Source organism: Bradyrhizobium sp. SPXBL-02, from assembly GCF_051853065.1.
Lineage (GTDB): Bacteria > Pseudomonadota > Alphaproteobacteria > Rhizobiales > Xanthobacteraceae > Bradyrhizobium.
Map to the genome: position 1 here is coordinate 5,023,959 of NZ_CP182474.1, position 19,700 is coordinate 5,043,658.

Annotated in this window: 14 protein-coding genes; 8 read left to right on the forward strand and 6 right to left on the reverse strand. The window is 60.0% G+C overall.

What is annotated here, in order from left to right:
• Positions 1-879: 879 nt before the first annotated feature.
• Positions 880-1,395, forward strand: a complete 516-nt coding sequence (locus ACNJYD_RS23695) for an MgtC/SapB family protein (protein ID WP_439367504.1) — start codon at positions 880-882, stop codon at positions 1,393-1,395.
• Positions 1,396-2,866: 1,471 nt separating this feature from the next.
• Here ACNJYD_RS23695 and ACNJYD_RS23700 read toward each other — a convergent pair.
• Together ACNJYD_RS23700 and ACNJYD_RS23705 are read right to left on the reverse strand one after the other, a co-directional pair.
• Positions 2,867-3,730 (reverse strand): alpha/beta fold hydrolase, encoded by an 864-nt coding sequence (locus ACNJYD_RS23700; protein WP_212256436.1) that lies wholly within the window; start codon positions 3,728-3,730, stop codon positions 2,867-2,869.
• Positions 3,731-3,739: 9 nt separating this feature from the next.
• The gene (locus ACNJYD_RS23705; RefSeq protein ID WP_439363491.1) at positions 3,740-6,247 is read right to left on the reverse strand and encodes an alpha/beta hydrolase; all 2,508 of its coding nucleotides are present in this window, start codon (positions 6,245-6,247) and stop codon (positions 3,740-3,742) included.
• A gap of 132 nt (positions 6,248-6,379) precedes the next feature.
• Between ACNJYD_RS23705 and ACNJYD_RS23710 the strand changes: the two genes are divergently transcribed.
• Genes ACNJYD_RS23710 through ACNJYD_RS23720 form a run of 3 tightly spaced genes read left to right on the forward strand, consistent with a single transcriptional unit; the run spans position 6,380 to position 8,056 of the window.
• Entirely contained in the window at positions 6,380-7,306 is a 927-nt protein-coding gene (locus ACNJYD_RS23710; RefSeq protein ID WP_439363493.1) for an alpha/beta fold hydrolase, read from the forward strand.
• The gene (locus tag ACNJYD_RS23715) at positions 7,303-7,905 is read left to right on the forward strand and encodes a hypothetical protein (protein WP_439363494.1); all 603 of its coding nucleotides are present in this window, start codon (positions 7,303-7,305) and stop codon (positions 7,903-7,905) included. The genes ACNJYD_RS23710 and ACNJYD_RS23715 overlap by 4 nt, the downstream gene beginning before the upstream one ends.
• 10 nt (positions 7,906-7,915) lie before the next feature.
• A complete protein-coding gene (locus ACNJYD_RS23720; RefSeq protein ID WP_439363495.1) occupies positions 7,916-8,056 on the forward strand; it encodes a hypothetical protein in 141 nt (46 codons plus the stop codon).
• Between the two features lie 153 nt (positions 8,057-8,209).
• Here ACNJYD_RS23720 and ACNJYD_RS23725 read toward each other — a convergent pair whose 3' ends face one another.
• Positions 8,210-12,439 carry a LuxR C-terminal-related transcriptional regulator gene (locus tag ACNJYD_RS23725; RefSeq protein ID WP_439363496.1) on the reverse strand — a complete coding sequence of 1,410 codons (4,230 nt, stop codon included), beginning with the start codon at positions 12,437-12,439 and terminating at the stop codon, positions 8,210-8,212.
• A 635-nt stretch (positions 12,440-13,074) separates the two neighbouring features.
• Between ACNJYD_RS23725 and ACNJYD_RS23730 the strand changes: the two genes are divergently transcribed.
• Together ACNJYD_RS23730 and ACNJYD_RS23735 are read left to right on the forward strand one after the other, a co-directional pair.
• Positions 13,075-13,866, forward strand: coding sequence for a Crp/Fnr family transcriptional regulator (locus ACNJYD_RS23730; RefSeq protein WP_439363497.1), 792 nt, complete (start codon positions 13,075-13,077; stop codon positions 13,864-13,866).
• A gap of 1,313 nt (positions 13,867-15,179) precedes the next feature.
• The gene (locus ACNJYD_RS23735) at positions 15,180-15,617 is read left to right on the forward strand and encodes a hypothetical protein (protein WP_439363498.1); all 438 of its coding nucleotides are present in this window, start codon (positions 15,180-15,182) and stop codon (positions 15,615-15,617) included.
• Here ACNJYD_RS23735 and ACNJYD_RS23740 read toward each other — a convergent pair.
• Positions 15,593-16,282 (reverse strand): LuxR C-terminal-related transcriptional regulator, encoded by a 690-nt coding sequence (locus ACNJYD_RS23740; RefSeq protein WP_439363499.1) that lies wholly within the window; start codon positions 16,280-16,282, stop codon positions 15,593-15,595. The two genes, ACNJYD_RS23735 and ACNJYD_RS23740, sit on opposite strands and share 25 nt — an antisense overlap.
• Positions 16,283-17,205: 923 nt before the next feature.
• Here ACNJYD_RS23740 and ACNJYD_RS23745 point away from each other — a divergent pair.
• The gene (locus tag ACNJYD_RS23745; protein ID WP_172789651.1) at positions 17,206-17,550 is read left to right on the forward strand and encodes an H-NS histone family protein; all 345 of its coding nucleotides are present in this window, start codon (positions 17,206-17,208) and stop codon (positions 17,548-17,550) included.
• Positions 17,551-17,605: 55 nt separating this feature from the next.
• On the opposite strand, the gene ACNJYD_RS23750 is transcribed toward ACNJYD_RS23745, so the two are convergent.
• Positions 17,606-17,827: a hypothetical protein gene (locus ACNJYD_RS23750; RefSeq protein ID WP_172789650.1), complete on the reverse strand. Its 222-nt coding sequence runs from the start codon at positions 17,825-17,827 to the stop codon at positions 17,606-17,608.
• Between the two features lie 362 nt (positions 17,828-18,189).
• On the opposite strand from ACNJYD_RS23750, the gene ACNJYD_RS23755 reads away from it, so the two are divergent.
• Complete coding sequence (locus ACNJYD_RS23755) at positions 18,190-19,272, forward strand: hypothetical protein (RefSeq protein ID WP_439363500.1); 1,083 nt, start codon at positions 18,190-18,192, stop codon at positions 19,270-19,272.
• On the opposite strand, the gene ACNJYD_RS23760 is transcribed toward ACNJYD_RS23755, so the two are convergent.
• Positions 19,269-19,667 (reverse strand): VOC family protein, encoded by a 399-nt coding sequence (locus ACNJYD_RS23760; RefSeq protein ID WP_172789649.1) that lies wholly within the window; start codon positions 19,665-19,667, stop codon positions 19,269-19,271. The genes ACNJYD_RS23755 and ACNJYD_RS23760 overlap by 4 nt on opposite strands.
• Positions 19,668-19,700 lie beyond the last annotated feature (33 nt).

Below are 19,700 nucleotides of genomic sequence, written 5' to 3' on the forward strand. Positions count from 1 at the left end.
CTTGTATACGCAGCCCGAGCGGTGGGCGCCGACAGGTTTCTCGCAGTCAACCTGGTTGTTGATGCATACCCGTCTTGTGGTAGCTTTGCCGCGGGGGTACGCGCTGGCCAAGCAAGTACCTCCCTCTAACTTAAACCCCGCTTCCTCTTGGAGGCGGGGTTTTTCCGCATGCAGATCGCGCCAACCGACACGTCGTGACCACGTGTTCAGGCGCAGCTATGCTTACGCATGCTCGAGATCTTCTACATCGTCCAAGAACCCATGTTCTGGGTGGCCTTGGCTTTTGGGCTGGCTCCGATCGTCATCGGCGTCATCATTCTATGGCCAAGCGGCCGAGGTCGCCGGTGATACCTTTCGCGTTCTGGCGAACGTGGCTAAATCTCCCAAGGTGCCGCGGGGATGCCTGTTGTTGGCCCCGATGAACCCTAAATCAGAGCGCCATAAGGTCTGCTTAAGGTGGCCCGAACAGGATCATGCAGGGCTGGCAAAGATAGCCTCTGACCGGGAGCAGGCGCTGGGCCGAAATGACCACTTCGTTTTGTGGTGCGAAGCGACCTTCCCTGTGGATTGGCTCATGGTATCGGCCGCCAATACGCTTTGGCGTGCACGATCAGTGTGTTAGCGTTAATTTGGGCGGCAGGAGCCGTGCCTCTGTGGCTCTGAGTGCTTCCCGCCTGCTGAATTCCCGCCGCGAGGCGGGCTTCTTGTCCAAATCGGATATTGTCCATGGGCTGTTGGTGAAAACGCACAAGCCAGATTGGGACGCTACGAAGTCCGCTGCGCTTTACATGCTCAGGAACGGCCTCGCGAGTTACAAAGAGATCGCGGAGCTTTCCGGCTGTTCAAAGCAGGTGGTGAGGGTTTGGGGCCTCAAAGTTGATGCGCCTCGAGCATGACGCGATCCGCACCGACCCCACCCGCATGGCCCAAGGCATCATGACTGGCATCGGCTTTTTGGGCGCGGGCGTCATCTTCAAAGAGGGATTGACTGTCAGGGGACTAACGACGGCCGCGTCCATTTGGGTCACGGCCGCTATCGGCATTTTGGTTGGAATTGGGTTCTGGTTTGCTGCCTTCGTAGGCGCTTTGGCGACTCTCATGGTGCTCGCGCTATTCAGGCTCATCGAGGCGCGATTGCCGAGCGAGTTCTATGCTCACCACATGCTGCGTTTTGCGCGGGATCGGGTGATGGGGGAAGACGAGGTTCATAAGATGATCGGCGATCACGGTTTTACGATTGCCAACTTGTCATCGCGATTAAGCGAAGGCGGGCAGCAGTTCGAGTACCGGATGACGATCAAGAGCCGCGACAGGCTCAACGCCGAACGACTCGCAAAACATTTGCGCGACCGACCAGAAGTAGTTGAGTTTCGCATCACCCCAACGGGCGACTAAGAAGGCAAGTTCGTTGACTTCCTCTGCGGTGCGGATGTCTCCTATTGGGCCCATCTGCGAAGTCGCGCCTCGCCTGACGGAGGTCCGCTCATGACGGCAGAGCGGACCAAATTTGCTCGACCTGAATTCTTCAACCCTAAAGCAGACATCGCGCGGCAGCATCCGTCGGGGGCTCGGCCGCTGGCATTCTAAAGGGATTGACCGCCAAACCACTAAAGAACAATCTGTTTTACGTCATTCGCCTTGGGTCTAGGCTTCGATGTTAACGCGAGAAGAATATCTTGAACAGAGCAAGGAAAACGCTCTCGCGCTTCTGAGCGCCGGCCGGATACGCGAGGCTGTTTCTTCGATGATGATGGATATCCTCAAAAGCCCGAGCTGCTCAATGCCTCGTGAGATCCATGCATTCGGCATCTGTGCCGCCGCGGTTGGGGACACTTGGGCGGTCAGAGCATACATCGAGGGTTTTATCTGACAGCTGTTTGGCGTCGCCCTATGGCCGCTCGAAGGTAACGAGCCTTGTCTCGATCTTTCCGGACTTCATCCACTCGCCCTCTGCAACTCAGTCATTGAAATGGGCTAGCGGAGCTGCGCCAGCAGACGTATTGCGTCGGCGACCATGCTACTGCCAACACGGGACGGCTGGCGTCGCGCTATGGCGGAGAGGAGTTTGCGGCGGGTCTTGCCGGGGGTGACGGAAGACGGGCAGTCACTCCCGATGACTTCGGCAATGCGCTGCAAGCAGCCATCGTCTGCTTGGTTGATATCGAAACGCTATCGAAAGCGTTCGGCCGAATTCTGCGATTTGAGCAATACGTAGTGCCCTGCCCTTCGGGTCCGCTCGTAGCGGCGAGCAAATCTGTAGCTTGTAACCGTAGTTACTAACGTCAGCCGCGCCTCACCCCGCCGAAAATTTAGAGTCCGCAACGCCTTGGTCATTCCCGTTTGGAGGAGCGGTGATCCGTCGATTGGCCACCACGCATTGCCGCGGCACGATCTTCAAATTGAGGCAGATCTCTGAGGCGGGCTAATACACACTGCCGCTACAGATCGGGTCTGTCCCAATAGCTTCAGCTAGACGGCGCCATTTCGCGCCGTCGCGAACGTCCGCTTTGCGCCCCTAAACTATCTAATTTAACGGAACGGGCGCCCTCAGTGGCTCGAGCGCCCATGCCCACTGCTGATCAGACGCGCCCCGCCAGCTTCGGAGCCCCGCTCACATTGGCTCTCACAAGATTTTTCTTGATCTCCCGGTGCACACGTCGTGCACACGCGTTCTTCTAACTGATTGAAAAACTTGAACTCTCGCTCCAATCCATCATGGGGGCGACGGAGAAGCGATTATATCGAAATCTCAACGATTTACCTGCAACGAAGAAGGTGCGACTTGAGCATGTTACCTGCACCTCCTAGCGCTTTCTAACATCATCCTCAAGCATCGCTCGATCCCACTGCCTCTCTGGCGCGGCTGCTACGCGGCAAGTCCGCCGAACCACGCCCCGAAATAGCCGGCATAAAGCGCCGGGCGTTCGAGATTCATCGAATGCCCGATGCCGGGCACGATCACCAGCCGGCAAACCGGCATCGCTTCGGCCATGGTGCGGAGGTCAGCAGGTGCAATCCAGCCATCGCACTCGCCCCACAGCACGAGATGCGGGTGCCGGATCTCGGGCATACGGCGCTCCAACTCACGGCTCTCCTTCTCCCGCGTCAGGTTCACCGGCGTGCCTATCCAGATCCCGTCCGATACGCCGAAGGTCTGTTCGATGATCCGGTCGAACAGCGCCTGGATCTCCCCTAGCCCCTCGCGAAAGCGGGGGGTCATGTTCGGCCCCATGCTCTCCGGGACAAACAGCGAAGAAGCGGCTGTCGCCATTACGGACCGCGTCAGCTCCTTGCTTGCCATCATGGCCCTGAACAATCCGATCTGGTCGGCATTGAAGGCCATGCCGAGCGGCGTCACCGGATCGAGCGCGAACACACGGCCGAAGCGCTGCGGCTGCTTGAGCAGCATCCTGGCCGCGATGATGCCGCCGGTGGAATGTGTCGCGAGATGGCAATAGCCGATCTCGAGCGCATCGAGCGCCGCCAGCATGTCCTCGGCGTGCTGCGCCATGGAGTAGTTGGAATAGTCGGCCGCCGGCTTCGGCCGGTCGCTATCGCCGCAGCCGCGCCAATCGATTGCAACCACACGCAGACCGGTCGGGAACAACGGCGCGGCGAGCTCGATCCAGTCCTTGCTGGCGAGATTTCCGTGGATGAAGACGACGGTGACGTCGCCTCCTCCCCACTCCCGCCAGCCGAGCTGGACTTCGCCCGCCTGCACCCTCGGCATCGCCGGGCCCTACTTGTTGAGGCCAGCCGTCGGCGCCGCTCCGGGCGGAGTCGGCGCCACTGGCAGGGCAGAGACGACGGCGCCCTTGATCATGCGATCGGTACCGAGCGGCGATGATGTGTCGATCGCCCCCTTGGTCACGAAATCCACGACATCGGCAGCGTATTCCACCGGATTGTCGGTGTGAATGAAGTGGCCGGTCTCCGGATAGACCTTGAGCATCGGCCGGTTGCCGGAATTGGTCATACGAGTCATGAACGGCGTGATGACGTCGCGGCCGAGGTCCGTCAGCCCGTTGAACGCGGGCGTCGGAATGAACGGCTCCTTGTCGCCGAACGCCAGGAAGATCGGCGCTTTGATCTGGGTGACCCGCTCATAGAGGTTCTTCGGGTCATCCTGCTGGAGCTCGGCACCGATCGTGTAGATGTCGAAGATGAAGACGTTGCACCATTGATCGAGCTCCTTCGGGTTGCCCTTGGTCAGCCCGACACGCTGCTCGGTATGGAAGCGGGCATATTCGCTGTCGCTGAAGAAGTAACCGCTCTTCGCAGCCGACACCACGCCGGTGTCGGGATCACGCTTCTTGAAATAGAAGAAGTCGCGGATGTTCTGCTCGCTCCGCGCTTTTTCCGCGGCGAGAATACCGGTCTGGTCCCAGACCTGCTTCCACTTGTCGAAGTCGCGGCCGAGGCCGTCGGCGAAGAGAGGCGCCTTCTTGTCCTTGGCGATGGTGATCTCGCGCGGATATTCCTCGAGGCCGGACGGCGCTTCCAAGGCAAGGCCCTGCACCGCATCCGGCCAGGTCAGGGCGTAGCCCACGACGAACTGGCCGCCGAGCGAGTGGCCGAGATAGTACGCCTTCTTGACGCCGAGTTGGTTGACCACGAGGTCGTAGATCACCTCGCGCATGTCCTGCATGGTACGAGCGGGGTTCTTGTCGAGATTGCCGGGGCCCGACATGCCGTAATGCGGCAGGTCGGGCACGATCACGCGCAGGCCGCTGCGCAGCGCGTACTGCATGATGTTGCCGTAATGGCCGCCGAACGCGCCCTTGCCGTGGATGACGACGAGCACCTTCGGATCCTTGTCGGTGCCGGCATACTCGTCCATGTAGCCGATTTCCCAGGAATTGCCGCTCTTGTCCTTGGCACTGCCGAATTTGACCGGATAGGGATAGGTCACATAGGCCTTCCAGAACGACTTCTTGGGATCGATGGTCTGGGCGACGTCGGGCACGCGGTAGTTCTTGTCGACAAACTTCTGGGCGCGATCGAGGGCCGCCACGTCATCCATGAAAGCGACGAACTTCGGATCGTTCTTGCGCTGGTTGATGATCGGGAACACGCCATAATGCGCGACCGGGCTCTCCTGCGCGATGAGATCAGCGCCGGGCACGCGATCGACAGCCTTCTGCGCCAGTTTGAAGTTCAGCCAGAGGTCGTTGGTGATGTGCATCACCAGCGTGCGGGCCTGAATGCGGCCGAGATACGGATTGACGTTATGGGTCTCGCCGACCCTGTTGCGCCAGACGAGGTCGACGGCATCGTAGAGCTTGGCACGGTTGGTCACGTTGAGACCGGCCTTCTCGTTCGGCGGATCCCAATAGAAGATTTCAGGCTGTACCGCCGCCCAATTCTGGGTCGTACGGAAGGCGAAGTCATAACCCGTCATGCCGAGGATCGACCAGCCGAAGGCCACGCCAGGCACCGGATGCTTTTCCTTTGGGAGCTTGTAATAGTCGCCTTTGGTTGCCTGCCAGACCGGATCGCCCTGGATCGCGGCTGTCATCATCTGGAAGGTCCAGTTGCCGACGGGATCGTCGCCATCCGATTGCGTCGTGCCGCCGATCGGCATCAGGGCGCTGACATATTCCGGATGCATCACGCCCCAGACGTAAGTCTGCGTGCCGCCCATCGAGACGCCGGTCACCAGTGCGACGCGCGCGACCTTCAGCTCGTCGCGCAGCAGGCGGTAGTTCGCCTGCACCATGTCGTAGTAGCTGTATTGCGGAAACTTGATGCCGAGTCCGTCGGACGGCTTGCTCGCGCCCCAAGTGCCGAGCGGATCGACCATGATGACATAATAACGATCCGTGTCGATCGGCCGGCCCGGACCGATGATGGGCACGCCACCCGACAACGCCGCACCCTTGACCCATTGTTCATACATGTCGGTGGAATCGCCGGAATAATAGGAGTTGATCACGATGGCATTGGTGATCTCGCCGGCGGCGTTACGTCTTGCGTTGCCGACGGCGATGTAAGCGGTGCGCAACTTGCCGGCGCCGAGCGATTCCAGCGTGACGCCGCCCTCGCCGCCGTTCTCCCATTTGGAGGGATCGGACAGGTCGTACTTGCCGCCGAGACGGAAGTTGGCGATTTCGTAGGTCTTCTTCAGCCCATCATGCTGCACCTGCGACGAGCGGCGCGTGAAAGGCTGTGCGGTTGCAATCGCCGTTCCAAGCACCAGCACGATCAGGCTCATGAAGCAGCGCTTCATCGCGTCTTGTCCGGCCATGACGCAATCCTCCCTGGAAGATTTTTCTGAAACGCTAGGCAGGGCGGCCGGGGGAGGTTTGATCTAACTCAATGGAATCCGTTCGGAGGGATCGAGGATCGCGGGCATCAAAACACCGGCAGTACCCTCGCGATGCCCTTCCTCAGCCTCGGCTCATATCGGATCCGCTATGAGCTCGACGGGCCGGTGGGCGCGCCGGCCTATGTCCTCGTGAACGGGCTGACGCAATATTCCGAATTGTGGGGCGCCTATCGCGAGGCCTTGGCGGCGCGAGGCTTTCGCGTTGCGACTTTCGATCTGCTGGGCCAGGGCGCCTCCGACAAGCCGAGGCTCTTCATCAGCCAGGACGACCAGGTCGCCGCCTTGCGCCTCCTGATCGACGAGCTGGGGGACGGTCCGGTTTTTCTGAGCGGGATCAGCTTTGGCGGCCTGATTGCACTGCGATATGCGATCGAGCAGGGCAAGCGACTGGCCGGGCTCGTGCCGATGAGCTGCTTTGCGGAGCTGTCGCCACAACTCTTGCTGCTCGGCAATGCGCTGCGGACCGCGCTGATCCTCGGCGGCACAAGTTACCTTCAGGACCTCCTGTTGCCCATGAACCTCTCGGACCAATGGCTGGAGCCGCTGCTGGACAAGCTCGATAGCGTGAAGCGGCAAGGTTGGCTGGTCAACGACGTCTACTCGCTGCAGAACCTGATGGAATCCTTCCTCGACTTCCAGCCGCTCACGCCGCGGCTGTCGGCGATCGCCGTTCCGACCATGATTCTCAACGGCGAGTTCGACTTTCTCACGCCGCGGGGTCTCCACGAAACCTTGCGTGTCGAGATTCCCAACAGCTCTTTGGTGATCATTCCCAAGGCCTATCACGCGTTCACGCTGGAGAAGGGCGCGCTGACGGCGGACCTGCTGGCGCGCTTCGCCGATGACGTGCTGGCTGGGCGATGGCAAGGCAACAAGACCGTCTGGGTGGCGTCGGACGAGCCCGGCGGCGAGCTTACACCGTTTCCCAAGGGTTACGACCATCTGCGTGCCATCCCGGTCAGAAGAGCGATGCCATGAGCGGCTTCCTCGGCCCGCTCGATCCTGACGGCCGCATCCCGCCGCGCCAGCAGACGCGGGTCGCGGCGTTCCTGATCTCGGCGCATGGTGCCCTCGCGCGGCAATTTGCTCTCGCGTTGCCGGCGAGGCTCGAAGCGGCTTGGCAGACCGAATTGAACGCGCAGTTCTATCGCGAGACCGAGATCGTCTCCCTGTTGATGCGCGCCACCTCCTGGGTCCCGGACGTTGCCCTGGGATACATGCTGATGACCTGGGAGACCGCTTGGCTTCCTGCGCCGATCGCAGAGATCACGGACCCTCCCCTCGCCCAGGCGGTTCACCTCGCAACGCTCGCCCATGCCGTGCACGCCGCTATCCGGCCGGCGGCGCTGGTCCCGGTCGAAGCCAATCCGCAGGATCCCTTCGTCATGGCGTTGCGCCGCATCGAGTTCGAGAGCGGCCGGCTGCTGCAAGCGCAGATCCTGTTCCTGAGAGGCCCTAACCTTGCTCCATACCGGGATGCGGTGAGCGCGGCCCTCGAGCAGCGCCACGTCGGTGTTCGCAAGCTCTGGCGCGAGACACTCGAAAGCATCGGCATCGACGCAGCCGGAGCGGAATGATCCGGAAGCCTTGACCCAGATCGCCAACATCCGCACGTTACCGCGCTTCAGCCCATCTCGGCCGACGGGAGTTTCGATCATGACGGCCGTTTCCGTCGAGGAAGCCGTGGAGCGGCTCATCGAATTTGGTCGCCATGCGGTCGCAACATGATGCGAGAGGCTTCCTTCTGCTCATCATCGAAGCCCCAGTGCGAATAGTTCGGATAAGGATCCAGGCCGCATATCAACAGACCAATATACGGAACAGGCTGTTCAACATCGGCCCTGCGTCCTGCTCGGTTTGAGTCGACGACAATGCAACACTTCAAATCAGCAGGTCATGATGCGCAGGTACAGTGGCGTGATGCGGACCGTTATTGCCGTGGTTGGCCACATGTTCGTCCAGTGCATTGGGGAGGATTTTGACGAGGATATCGGGGGTGGCCACCTGACCGGGCTGGACGTGTGGATCGAGCGGAATGTGGACCTCGCTAGGTTCAGCTCTGACGATGAGAGTGAAAGGAGTTGCGTCGCTATCGAATCGGAACACCCGTTCTTGATCGGCGCCGCCGGTCTCGAACGCAGCGTTAGCCGGCTGTGCGGCCGCTAATGCGATTGCAGCAGGTTGCGTAGCGGGCTGCGAGTTTCCGTTCCCTGCGCCATCGCCTCTTGTGGCGCTCGATTCGGCAATCTCGGTTGCTGCTGATGCGTTTGGAGAGGTCGAGGGTAAATTGTATCCCGAATTGCTGTGCTGCAGGTCAGCCGTGGCCGCTGTTGCCGACATGCTTGCGTTCGATGCACGATGATTGTCGCCATCGCCGACACCCTTCTCGGATATGAAGAGAGTCTCAGGTAACTCGGCGGTTGCCGCCGCCTTTGCAGGCTCCGGCTCCGCGACATTTTGCGTGCCAACTCGGTCCGCGCTACCGGCCGCTGCAGCACTTTCGTCATCTTTCGGCCCGTGGGCAGAGGCCGAGTGCCCCCATTCGTTGCTGTGCTCCACGCCGCCGGGCTCTGCCATTTTCGCTGACCCAGGCGTATCCGCCGGAGTCCAGGAATGATGCTCATTGTCATTGCCAACGCCCTTGTCCGGTATGGCCATGGCTTCGGCCGTCTCCGTGGCTGCCTTTGCAGACTCTCGCTCCGATGCGTGCGGGTTGCTGTGGTCCAGGCCGCCCGGTTCGGCCGTTTTCGCTGGCCCTGACGAATCGTCCGAAGCCGGTGAATCATGCGCGTTGTCATTGCCGGCGCGATTGCCCGGCATGGACTTCACTTCGGCCGTCTCCGTGACTGTCTTTGCCTCCCCTCGCTCCGGCGCGTGCGGGTTGCTGTGGCCCAGGCCGCCTGGTTCGGCCGTTTTCGCTGGCCCTGACGAATCGTCCGAAGCCACTGAATCATGCGCGTTGTCATTGCCGGCGCGATTGCCCGGCATGGACTTCACTTCGGCCGTCTCCGTGACTGCCTTTGCCTCCCCTCGCTCCGGCGCGTGCGGGTTGCTGTGGCCCAGGCCGCCTGGTTCGGCCGTTTTCGCTGGCCCTGACGAACCGTCCGAAGCCAGTGAATCGTGCGCGTTGTCATTGCCGGCGCGATTGCCCGGCATGGACTTCACTTCGGCCGTCTCCGTAGCCGCCGTTGCTGCCCCTCGCTCCGGCGCGTGCGAGTTGCTGTGGCCCAGGCCGCCTGGTTCGGCCGTTTTCGCTGGCCCTGACGAATCGTCCGAAGCCGGTGAATCATGCGCGTTGTCATTGCCGGCGCGATTGCCCGGCATGGACTTCACTTTGGCCGTCTCCGGGGCTGCCTTTGCAGACTCTCGCTCCGATGCGTGCGGGTTGCTGTGGTCCAGGCCGCCTGGTTCGGCCGTTTTCGCTGGCCCTGACGAATCGTCCGAAGCCACTGAATCATGCGCGTTGTCATTGCCGGCGCGATTGCCCGGCATGGACTTCACTTTGGCCGTCTCCGTGACTGCCTTTGCCTCCCCTCGCTCCGGCGCGTGCGAGTTGCTGTGGCCCAGGCCGCCTGGTTCGGCCGTTTTCGCTGGCCCTGACGAATCGTCCGAAGCCGGTGAATCATGCGCGTTGTCATTGCCGGCGCGATTGCCCGGCATGGACTTCAGTTCAGCCACATCTCTGGCGCCCGCCCTTTCAGACATTTGCTCGGGAGCGTGCCGCGCCCCTTCGCGGTCGTCCCTGTGCGCTGTCGCGGGGCTCGATTCACCAAACTCGGCTGCTTCTGGTGCGTTTGTAGAGGTTGAATGCACCGGATTGCCATGTTCCACGCGGTCTGTTTCTGCCGTCTTCGCTGACCTTCCCGAAGGGTCCGACGCCGGGGATTGATGCGCGTTCTCATCACCGACATCACTCCCAGGTATGAAGCCAGCTTCTATCTGCTCCGCCCCCGTTTCCTTTGCAGGCCATGGCTCCAGAACATGCTGTGAGTTACTGCCGCCGGCGCTACCGGCTATGCTAGGACCGGTATCTGCATCGATCCGCTGGCTCTTAAATGTAAGACTTTCAACTGCCGTGACCGCCGCAGCATGAGCAAGCACGATCGGTGATGTTCGAGCCGACCCGTCGGCCCGATCGACTCTCTCTTCCGTTGTGCGGGCCGGCGCGAATTCGGTCCTCCAGTCGACATCAGCCAGAATGTCCCAGACTCCAGCGGTCCCGAATGCGCTCTCCCTCGTACCGATAACTGTATGGACACTGTCCGTACTCAGAACAGTTTCGGTTGCAGTCACCGATGTCAGCGCTTCTTCGAGCTGCTCCAAGGTGAGAGCGGCGGCCGCGGCCGTCGGCTGGCCGACGAAATCCGATTCTGCGATGGATACACCCCCCTGCAGATGGATTTCCAACAGGTCGCGATCTCCGATCTTCAGAACATGATCGGTCGCATTCACATAGACGATCGTTTCATTGCTTGCGGAGTCGAAGATCCAAGCGATGGTGTGTGGCGGTATGGACTTGCTTGCTGCTGTCATATGAAGCCTGGCAAGGGCTCCGAAGGCCGCAAGATTGATCCTGCTCGGCCCAGACGCGAAGTGGAAGCCGGAAGAGGTAGAATTGGAATCGGTCGGGTCGCGATGAACGACGTTTTCAGCGACGTTGCCGCCCATCAGCTTATCGCCACTATATCCGCCACTCCCGGCATCGTGACCGAAGTGCACGAGACCAGCAAGTTTTTGGAGGGTCTCCCCTTCTCCGGCGGCGCTTTCGTTTTCAGCGGCCACAAACGCGGAAGACAGGCGAGAATCGTGCGCACGGAAACCCGGGACTGAATCGTCTACATGATTATCGTCGGCATTGCTGATCGCAGCCAGTTTGGTGGCCGCCTTGTATCCGGTAACGTCCACGAAGCTGTCGAGCGGCGCTTTGGCCGGGTCATGCGACAGCAATGCCAAATGGGGATCGCTGAGTGCGTAGATCAACGCACCGGTGAGAGTGGCGAAAGTACCATACCCTCCGTGAACCAACGTCGGATTGGATGTAAGCCGCGAGAATAGATGTTCCGCGGTGGACTCACCGCCAATCTGCGCGTCGTTCATTCCTCGCAGGGAAGGTGTGGCCGAACCGGGCGTGCTTGATCCAACAGAACTGTAGTCCTTCCACGATTTCACGCCTGCGGATTGCTCGGCGGTGCGAAGCGCTTCTATTGCCGATGCCGCGGTCGAGATTTGGCTCGCCCCGACCAGGACACCTCTCTGAGTGAGCGACGGCTTTTCGTCAGAGTCCGCGACGATGACGTGACGGAGAATAGCTCGCTTCCAGAGCTCATATTCGGCATGCTCCGCTGCGGAGCCGGTACTGTCGTCGTGCGGAAGCAGGTCGTTCGCCTCCGACGCCTTAAGTTCGTCCGCAATGGCGACCGCCAGGAGAGCCAGCGAGAGCATGCCGAACCCAGACGGGCGTTGTAGCAATGCGAGGGTGGCGAGCACCGTCCTGTTGGTTATTTCAAGCTTCTGAAATATGTTGTGCAGGTGTACTTTAACGGTTCCATCGGAAACGTTTAGCTGGTGCGCGATCTCCTTGTTCGACATTCCTTCTGACACAAGTCGTACAATTTGACGTTCGCGCGGCGTCAATAGCTCCAGCAGGTTCTCGTTTTTGCCGCTGTCAGTTTCCTCTGCGGTTGGCGAGAGGTCGGACTGCTCCAAAAAGCTACGCTTCGTCATCAGTCGCAGTGATCGCAGCATAGCGTCCGGTGCGACATACTTCGCGATTGCATGACACGCGCCAGCAGCGATGGCCGAGGTTAGATCGTGGTCCGTGTCGGAATCCGTAAAGAACACAAGGCGCGTGGGCAGGCGCTCAGCTTTCGCAATGGCGAGGATCTCGGATGCCGTCAGATCTGGCAGGGTGTCGGCAAGAAGTGCAACGTCGGGTGTCAAATTCCGGATCGCTTGGATACAACTTGTCCCGTCGCTGCACGACGCGACAACGTCGAAGTCCGGCTGTGCCCCGAGAACCGACTTAAGCCCCTGCAGAACGATCGGCTGTCGGTCTACGATCACAAGCCGGATGCGCTTGAATATCCGCTCTTTCGCAGACGTGTCTAACATGGACCCTGCCTCGACCCGGCCGTCTATGTCCTTCGGCATATAGCCGAGGCCGAGTGAGGGCATTAAAATACAACTAATCGAATAAAGAAAGAGATTTAATTGGTTTAACCATACCTAAAATCGTTAGTTTCGAGCGGGAAATGTGCACATTTTGCCGAATGTGTTCATTTTGCCGAACAGTATAGCGACGCCACGCCGTTGGTTGGTTTCGAATGGGCACCTCGAACGCGTCACGGCCGTCATTCCAACACTGTTAGTCCCGGGGCCAGAACACCACCTTAGAAATTGTTCGACCTGAGACGAGACTTCCAGAGCGCGCTCGCGATCCGCACCTGGCGCGCTTCACAACTCGCGGCCTATCAGCTGTTCGGAGAATGATCGTTGGCTGGGACGCTGTTCAGCCGCCGCGCAGGCTGCCGTCGGCGAGTCGACAGCATTGATTGCGCGTCCGCGACAGGTCTGCATTGACGCAAGCTGGAGTCGCGGGCGCAGGCCGTCCGTGCGATTGGCATCCGCCTCAACGAGGGAACCATATCTGTGGTTGCCAGTTAACTGCTGTTGAGCTGCACGCAGGCGAGCAGCTCAACAAGCCGGCATGAGTTCTCGCGCCGGGCATCCGTCGGGGGATTGATCCCATGATGGACCACGCGACCAGGGTTGGTAATCGGTTGTTAGCAGCGTTGCCGCCAGCGGATTTTGCTTTGCTTGCGCCTCATCTGCGGAAGATCGTGATCGAGCGCGATTCCGTGCTCGTCCGATCAGGCGATCGGATCGAGCATCTTCTCTTCCCCCTGAGCGGCGCGATAGCCACTATCATGGAGCTGCCGAACGGGCAGACGGTCGCCACGACGATAGTCGGCCATGAAGGGGCTGTGGGTCTGACCACAGCGCTTGGCGCATCCCACTCGCCCGTGACGGCCGTTGTTCGCATCTCGGGGGCCGCGCTGCAAATATCGCCTGCGCAATTCCTCACGGCGCAACATTGCAGCGCCCCCGTCGGAGCCATGGTGCAGGTCTTCACGAGATCGTTGCTGACGCAACTCCAGCACGTGGCGGCTTGCAACGCATTACATTCCGTCGAATCCCGCCTGGCGCGCTGGCTGCTTCACATTCACGATCGGGCAAATGGCAGCGATCTCCTCCCGCTGACCCAGGAAACGTTGTCGGAATTGCTGGGCGTCCGCCGCACCACCGTCACACATGTCGTGAGCACAATGCGGGCATCAAGAGCACTAAGATCCAATCGACGTGGCCAACTCGAAATCGATCGGCCGCGGCTCGAAGCCATGGCATGCGAATGCTACAAGGTCATGAGCCGCAGAATCGATCGAATAGTCTCGCAGAGCACGGTCGGGCTCGTTCATAGGCCTACAGCGCGGAGCGCCTCCCGCTCGCCTGGCAGCCGAATAGCCGGGACAGGCTCTTAGAACCGGTGAACCGGTTCGTTTTCGCGAACCACCCGCATGTGCCCTCGCCAATCGGCAAAACCGCGTGAGGCTCGGCCGCTGCAAACACCCAATCCTGCGTAGAAGCGAGTTCAAGATTTTTGCGGGCTTTGCGGCCGGGCTCCCCGGCCGAAGCGAACAATGGACGGAAAAGTCCGTCACCCATTCGCCTTGGGTTGCTCGTCACAACAGCCCGACTTCTCGCGACTAAGCAGCACAGGCATGAGCTTTGCCTATGCGAAGCTGGAACGCCCATTCGCGGTCCGAGCTCGGTTATAGGCGCCGCCCGCCCTACGCAGCTCGCGCTGAAGATTTTCCTCTCGACCTACCCGCTCTCTGAGCCTCTCAAGTTCCGCGAGCTGTGCGACCAGCGCCTCGAGACGCTCGCGCAGCATAGCGGCAGGCCCCTCCGCTCGAACGCGGCTATTCATGACACGCCTCCTGATCGACGTCTTGAGGAGAAGTCCCCCACTGACGAGTCGGGAAAACTATGCAATTGCGGCACAATCGCACTAACAGCACTAAACATTTGGCATGCTGCATCCGCCAACGCGTTGCTGCGGCGCAACAAGGGATCACTCGGCCGGGCATTTAGGCAGGGAGAAAGGGTCCAGCCCTGCCAACCATGCTGCGGTGGCCCGCAGGCCCACGCATGGGCTGAGAAGACTGCTATCGGCCGGACTCGGTCGCACTCGAAATCCTCGTGTTAGCTCCCGGGCAATCGGCCTTGCGCTTTTCCTCGTTTTCTTCGTCTGCGCAATCGAGCCCTCCAGTTGCGTTTGGAATTCCAGAGCCGCCGGTTGCGAAAGGCCCTTTCGCACTGCCTCCGCTACCGCCAGACCCACCGCTACCGGTGGATCCGCCACCGCCGGCTACCCCTCCGGCGCGAGATGATCCAGCAGGGGCTCCCCCGCCCCCTGATGACCCGCCGCTGGAGCTCCCCGGCCCTGATACGGACGACCGGTCGTTGTCAAAGAACGACGACTGCCTCCCGTCCTTCCGCGTCACTCCATGCAGCCCCCCCGAGCTTGCAATGGCTCTTGAGGTCAGGGAAGTGGACAGAAGCAGGGTCATCACTGGGGGTGTCACGGCCGCAAACCTTCCGCAGGTTTTCAAAAACGCCCGCCGGTCGTCATCTTCGTTACCGTCCCGGGTCACAACACGCTCTCCTTGGTTTAAAATTCTATTTACGGTATTATATATTAAATGCACTTTCAACCGATAATTTTCTTTATGCCGCTGACGTTATTTAACGTGCGCCATCAACTGATCGTCGGCAATTTCCGTGCTCGTTCTTGCATTTCCTGGCTCACTCCTGCCTGTCGGGCGCCGTTTCGGAGTTGCGCTCGCCATTTAATGCGATTAATTTGTTTTTAACGGAAGTCGAGCGCGGGGCTCGATTGCAACGGATCATGACGATGCCACTGCAATTCCATCGGTCCGTCCGGGACATGGAGATCTGGAGCGCGACCAGCGAGGGCTTCTCGTTCGTGATCAGCTTCGAAAGCCCGAGAGGCCCCGGCTTTCATGGACGCGCCGGCTATTTGGCGAGTTGGCGTCCGCTCCACAAAAACCAGGCCGCAATCAAGATTGGCGGCTCGCCCTTTCGAACGTTAGCCGAGGCCGAAGACGCCTGCAGCGACATGGCTGGGCATCTGGCGCCACGACACCCCCCCGCGCACGCTCCGGAAGAAGCCAGACACCCTCATCATTTCACGCTCGCCGGATCCTGACGCAACAGATCAGGGAGATCCATCTCACGTGACGCGGCATGCAGCTCGTTTCGCGAAATCGCCAATGCCGCGAGAACCGTGCGATTGCTGATGTCCAGCTTTTGGAAGATATGATGAAGGTGGACCTTGATCGTACCGTCGGCAAGGTTCAACCGACGTCCAATCTCCTTATTCGATAGACCCTCCGACACGAGCCGCATGATTTGCCGCTCCCGGTCCGTCAGTTGTGTCAGGAGCTTCTCATCGGGGCGGGCCTCATCTTTGGCTGGCCAGGCGCTCGGCGAGACCGCTGCTTGGCCCTGGGCGGCCTTCCGCAGGGTTGAGACCAGCATTTCGGCATCCGAATCCTTCGAGAGGACGATACAGCCGCCCTCCAAGGCCAGCCTTTGCAACTCACAATCGGCCGCGACACCGGCGAAGAAGACTACCGCGGGTCCTGGGCCTGAATCGTTCGCACGAGCGAGGATCAGCTGCCGGCTGACATCGGGCAGTGCAGCGTCGACAAGCGCGACGTCCGGCACAAGGAATCGGATTGCCTCATTGCAGCTTGCACCATCGCTGCAAGACGCAACGATCGTAAAATCACGCTGCGTCGCAAGAACGCTCCTGATCCCTTGCAAGACGATCGGATGTCGATCCGCGATGACAATTCTGGTGCGGTGCATGCTTCCCCTGCCTATCGCTAACAACCCCCCGTGCGGCCGTTTAATCCAACAATTTCTTCGAAACGCGAAGATGACCAGTCCGCTCGGCCAAAGCGTCACACCGCCTCAAATCCTGGACAGTCCAACATTCGACGACTGCGCCACGGTAACTTGACTGGCAATTGCGCGCAGCACCGTAAGAATGCGGTGCTTAAAATTCAAGGCTGCAAGCTCCTCGACGAAAGCGACGCACTTTCGACAACGCCTGATAGATTAAATCAGCAAATTCCCCCAGAGAATGTCGTCGGCGCACCGATCAGCTAAGGTGTTATGTTGGTCAACATTCAATTAACTTCGTTGGCACCGTTATTACCAACGATATATTGGGCTATTCACGATTCAAATCTAACATTCGACGAAATTTCGACGAACGCGAGACCGTTCAAAAGCCGCGCTTCTGAAAGGAGGAAAAGTAATACTATTCATCAAGGCGAAGCCGGGCAATGAAGCAGGAAAATGGCTGCGTTGCGCAGCCAAGTGTGTAGCAACGATGAAAACCGGTCACCCAAATTGGAGCTGCATATTCGTCGGCAACTTCAACGAGCGGTCATGGAGAGCATCGTTGGCAATGAGTAAGGTGGTCACATGTATTCTTCAGCAGTTTTGCGTCAAACTCATCAGGCTCTCATCGTTCAATTCACTGAATTGCAGAACTTACGTAGCCGCGTGTTGAAGGCCGAGCAGCGATTGCTTGCGCCAAGGCGACGAGTCCGGGGGCGGAGGGCAAAGCGGCCGCTGGTTCGGAGGCAGGGGCCCAGCCGGTAACTCCGACCACCACGTTGCACGCTGGCGCAGCGGCACGGGTGGATCGTGCTTGCCGGACCCCGGTTTGACCTGATAATCCCCCCTCCTGTTTCGGTTCGGAGGTAGTGGGGACGGCTTCCATGGAGAACGATGACTGGGCATCCATGACCACAGCTGAGCTGTGGCGACTTTACGATGAGGTCACTGCTGTTCTTAGTCGCAGGATGACCGCGGAAAAAGCCAAGCTCGAAGAGCGGCTTCGCAAGATTGAGGGGACGGCCGCTTCGGCCCAGAACGGGGAACGTCCTCGGCGCCCCTACCCTCCAGTGTTGCCGAAATACCAGAACCCCAAGAATCCGTCCGAAACTTGGTCCGGTCGCGGTAAGCAACCCCGATGGCTGAAAGCCCAGCTTCGAGCCGGCAAGAAGCTGAATGACCTTCTGATCGACCGCCCGTCCGGACAAAGGCGCCGCCGGGCCGGCTGAACCTCCAACCCGTCACCGGGACGGCGGTGGCGGGACCGGGGCCGCAGGCGCCACTTTAGCGAGTAACGTCCTCTTTCCCGTTAGGACTGCCGTCGCTACCAAGGTTACCCTTGCCATTGTTGCCCTGCACAAGTTTTCCGCCAGAACTAGCGATGGCGGTCGAGGTCAGAGACGTCGAAAGCAGCAGCGTCATCACTGGAGGAGTGACGGCGGCAAATTTTCCGCAGCTTCTCAAGAACTCACGGCGGTCTTCACTGTTGGAGTCGAGCGGGTTCATCGGCGCTATCCCTGCGATGGTCGAGGATAGAAAATAAGCTGATTTGGATGCGTCGCAAGTTAAATATGTTAATCGCCTTTTAAATTGTCTGCCCGCAAACGACATCTTGAGAGCTATCGCGTGCCGACGCCCCCCTCGCGCGCAGAGCGTTGAGGTGAGCTCCTGCGCGAAGCGAGATCCGGAAGCAGCTTATACCAAACGCCTTATATGCACAGGGCGCGCTTGGAGCTATTATAATTTTAAATACATTAAATGATACGGCACCTCTTTAGCCGCCGCTTCGGCGCAAAACGAGGCTAGAGCAGTCCCGGCACATGCGCCCAAACGACCACTTCCCAACTGGCGAGAACGAGGGGCAGTTCATGATCGGAGCCGAGGCCGGTGTAGCATTCGGGCAATTGCGGTCTCGCTTCGACACCACCTTCCGACCAGGCTTCTCATTGCCACGTCTGGGCGCCCTGATGGGCCGCGCCCTCACCGAAACTCTCTTAGACCTTTCGGAACTAACGGTTCTCACCGAGGCTGCGACCGGCGCGTATGCCGTGACGGCCGTTCTTGCGGCGATGGCCGGAGCCAGGCAGGTCTATGCCTTTACGAAAACTACGCGGCACGGCACCTCAGCTGAGGCCAGGGAACAGACCCTCAAGCTCGCAGATTCGGTGGGTGTGGCCAATCGCATCGACATCCTGGAGCAGATCACCCCGGGTATCCTCCATCAAACGGACATCATAACCAACAGCGGCCATCTTCGGCCTCTTACCGCCGCGCTTATTGATGAGCTGCCAAGGGAGGCCGTCATCGCCTTGATGTTCGAGGCCTGGGAATTTCGCTCCGAGGACCTCGACATGGACGCATGCTTGCGGCGCGGAATTCCAATCGTCGGCGTGAACGAACGTCACCCGTCAGTCGATGTCTTCTCGTTTCTCGGTCCGCTGTGCGTGAAGCAACTGCACGATAGCGGTTTATCCGTTTACAAGAATCGCATTGCTCTGCTGTGCGATAACGACTTCATTGGCTCGCTTCGCTCCGGTCTGGCGAGTTCCGGAGCGAGCGTGGACGTCTTCGAGGACGTCCAGACCCTCTATCGCGACCAATGGGACGCAATCATCGTCGCGCTGAGACCGACGGCTGAGCCTCGCATCGGTTCGCCGGAAGCAGCTCACCTCGCTGCGTGCGCGCCCGCTGGCGCCATTGTCGTGCAGTTTTGGGGCGACATGGATCGAACCTTATTGTCAGCAAACGGGTTGGGCGTTTGGCCAACAACGCCTCCGGGATTGGGGCACATGGGCATCCTACTGTCGGAGCTTGGCCCCGAGCCGGTCGTGAGACTGCAGGCCGGCGGCCTGCGCGCTGCTGAATGGGTTCGGCGCAGCGGATCTGTCTCGTCTGACGGATTCGCGCAAATCGTTACCCCAGCATCCGGATCAATCGCTAATTCGCGCTAGGTCCTCGCCTCGATGAGCTCAACGAGCGTGAGCGTCGCGGAGGCAAGAAACACTATGCGGCGCATGTCGAACGCGACCGCCGGCGCGGGTGACGATACAGGAAGATACTGCTGCGCCCTGAAGCTGGCGATCGCGTCGTCGAAGCGAGCCGCTTCGTAAGCAAGATGATAGAATTTGCTGCCGCGCTTCAAGATGCCCGCCACCGGCGATTGTGCGCCGGCCGGCTCAATGAGCTCCAGGCGCGGACCGCCGCCTGATACAAACTGAATCCGAACCTGCTGGATCGGGTCCTCGAACATGGGGCCTTCAGCACTGTAACCAACGACTGCGAGCTCGGGCAGCTCCGCCGCGATCTTTCGACACGCCATTCCCACGTGATGAAAGCGCAAATCCATGCGCTGCTCCTCCCTTCCCTGCCGGCCTAAGGA

Excerpts from the sequence above, each read along its gene's own strand:
- ACNJYD_RS23725 (WP_439363496.1), bottom strand. The coding sequence starts at position 12,439 with ATGTTAGACACGTCTGCGAAAGAGCGGATATTCAAGCGCATCCGGCTT.
- ACNJYD_RS23745 (WP_172789651.1), top strand. The coding sequence starts at position 17,206 with ATGGAGAACGATGACTGGGCATCCATGACCACAGCTGAGCTGTGGCGA.
- ACNJYD_RS23700 (WP_212256436.1), bottom strand. The coding sequence starts at position 3,730 with ATGCCGAGGGTGCAGGCGGGCGAAGTCCAGCTCGGCTGGCGGGAGTGG.
- ACNJYD_RS23730 (WP_439363497.1), top strand. The coding sequence starts at position 13,075 with ATGATGGACCACGCGACCAGGGTTGGTAATCGGTTGTTAGCAGCGTTG.
- ACNJYD_RS23740 (WP_439363499.1), bottom strand. The coding sequence starts at position 16,282 with ATGCACCGCACCAGAATTGTCATCGCGGATCGACATCCGATCGTCTTG.
- ACNJYD_RS23755 (WP_439363500.1), top strand. The coding sequence starts at position 18,190 with ATGATCGGAGCCGAGGCCGGTGTAGCATTCGGGCAATTGCGGTCTCGC.
- ACNJYD_RS23705 (WP_439363491.1), bottom strand. The coding sequence starts at position 6,247 with ATGGCCGGACAAGACGCGATGAAGCGCTGCTTCATGAGCCTGATCGTG.
- ACNJYD_RS23750 (WP_172789650.1), bottom strand. The coding sequence starts at position 17,827 with ATGAACCCGCTCGACTCCAACAGTGAAGACCGCCGTGAGTTCTTGAGA.
- ACNJYD_RS23760 (WP_172789649.1), bottom strand. The coding sequence starts at position 19,667 with ATGGATTTGCGCTTTCATCACGTGGGAATGGCGTGTCGAAAGATCGCG.
- ACNJYD_RS23715 (WP_439363494.1), top strand. The coding sequence starts at position 7,303 with ATGAGCGGCTTCCTCGGCCCGCTCGATCCTGACGGCCGCATCCCGCCG.
- ACNJYD_RS23695 (WP_439367504.1), top strand. The coding sequence starts at position 880 with ATGCGCCTCGAGCATGACGCGATCCGCACCGACCCCACCCGCATGGCC.
- ACNJYD_RS23710 (WP_439363493.1), top strand. The coding sequence starts at position 6,380 with ATGCCCTTCCTCAGCCTCGGCTCATATCGGATCCGCTATGAGCTCGAC.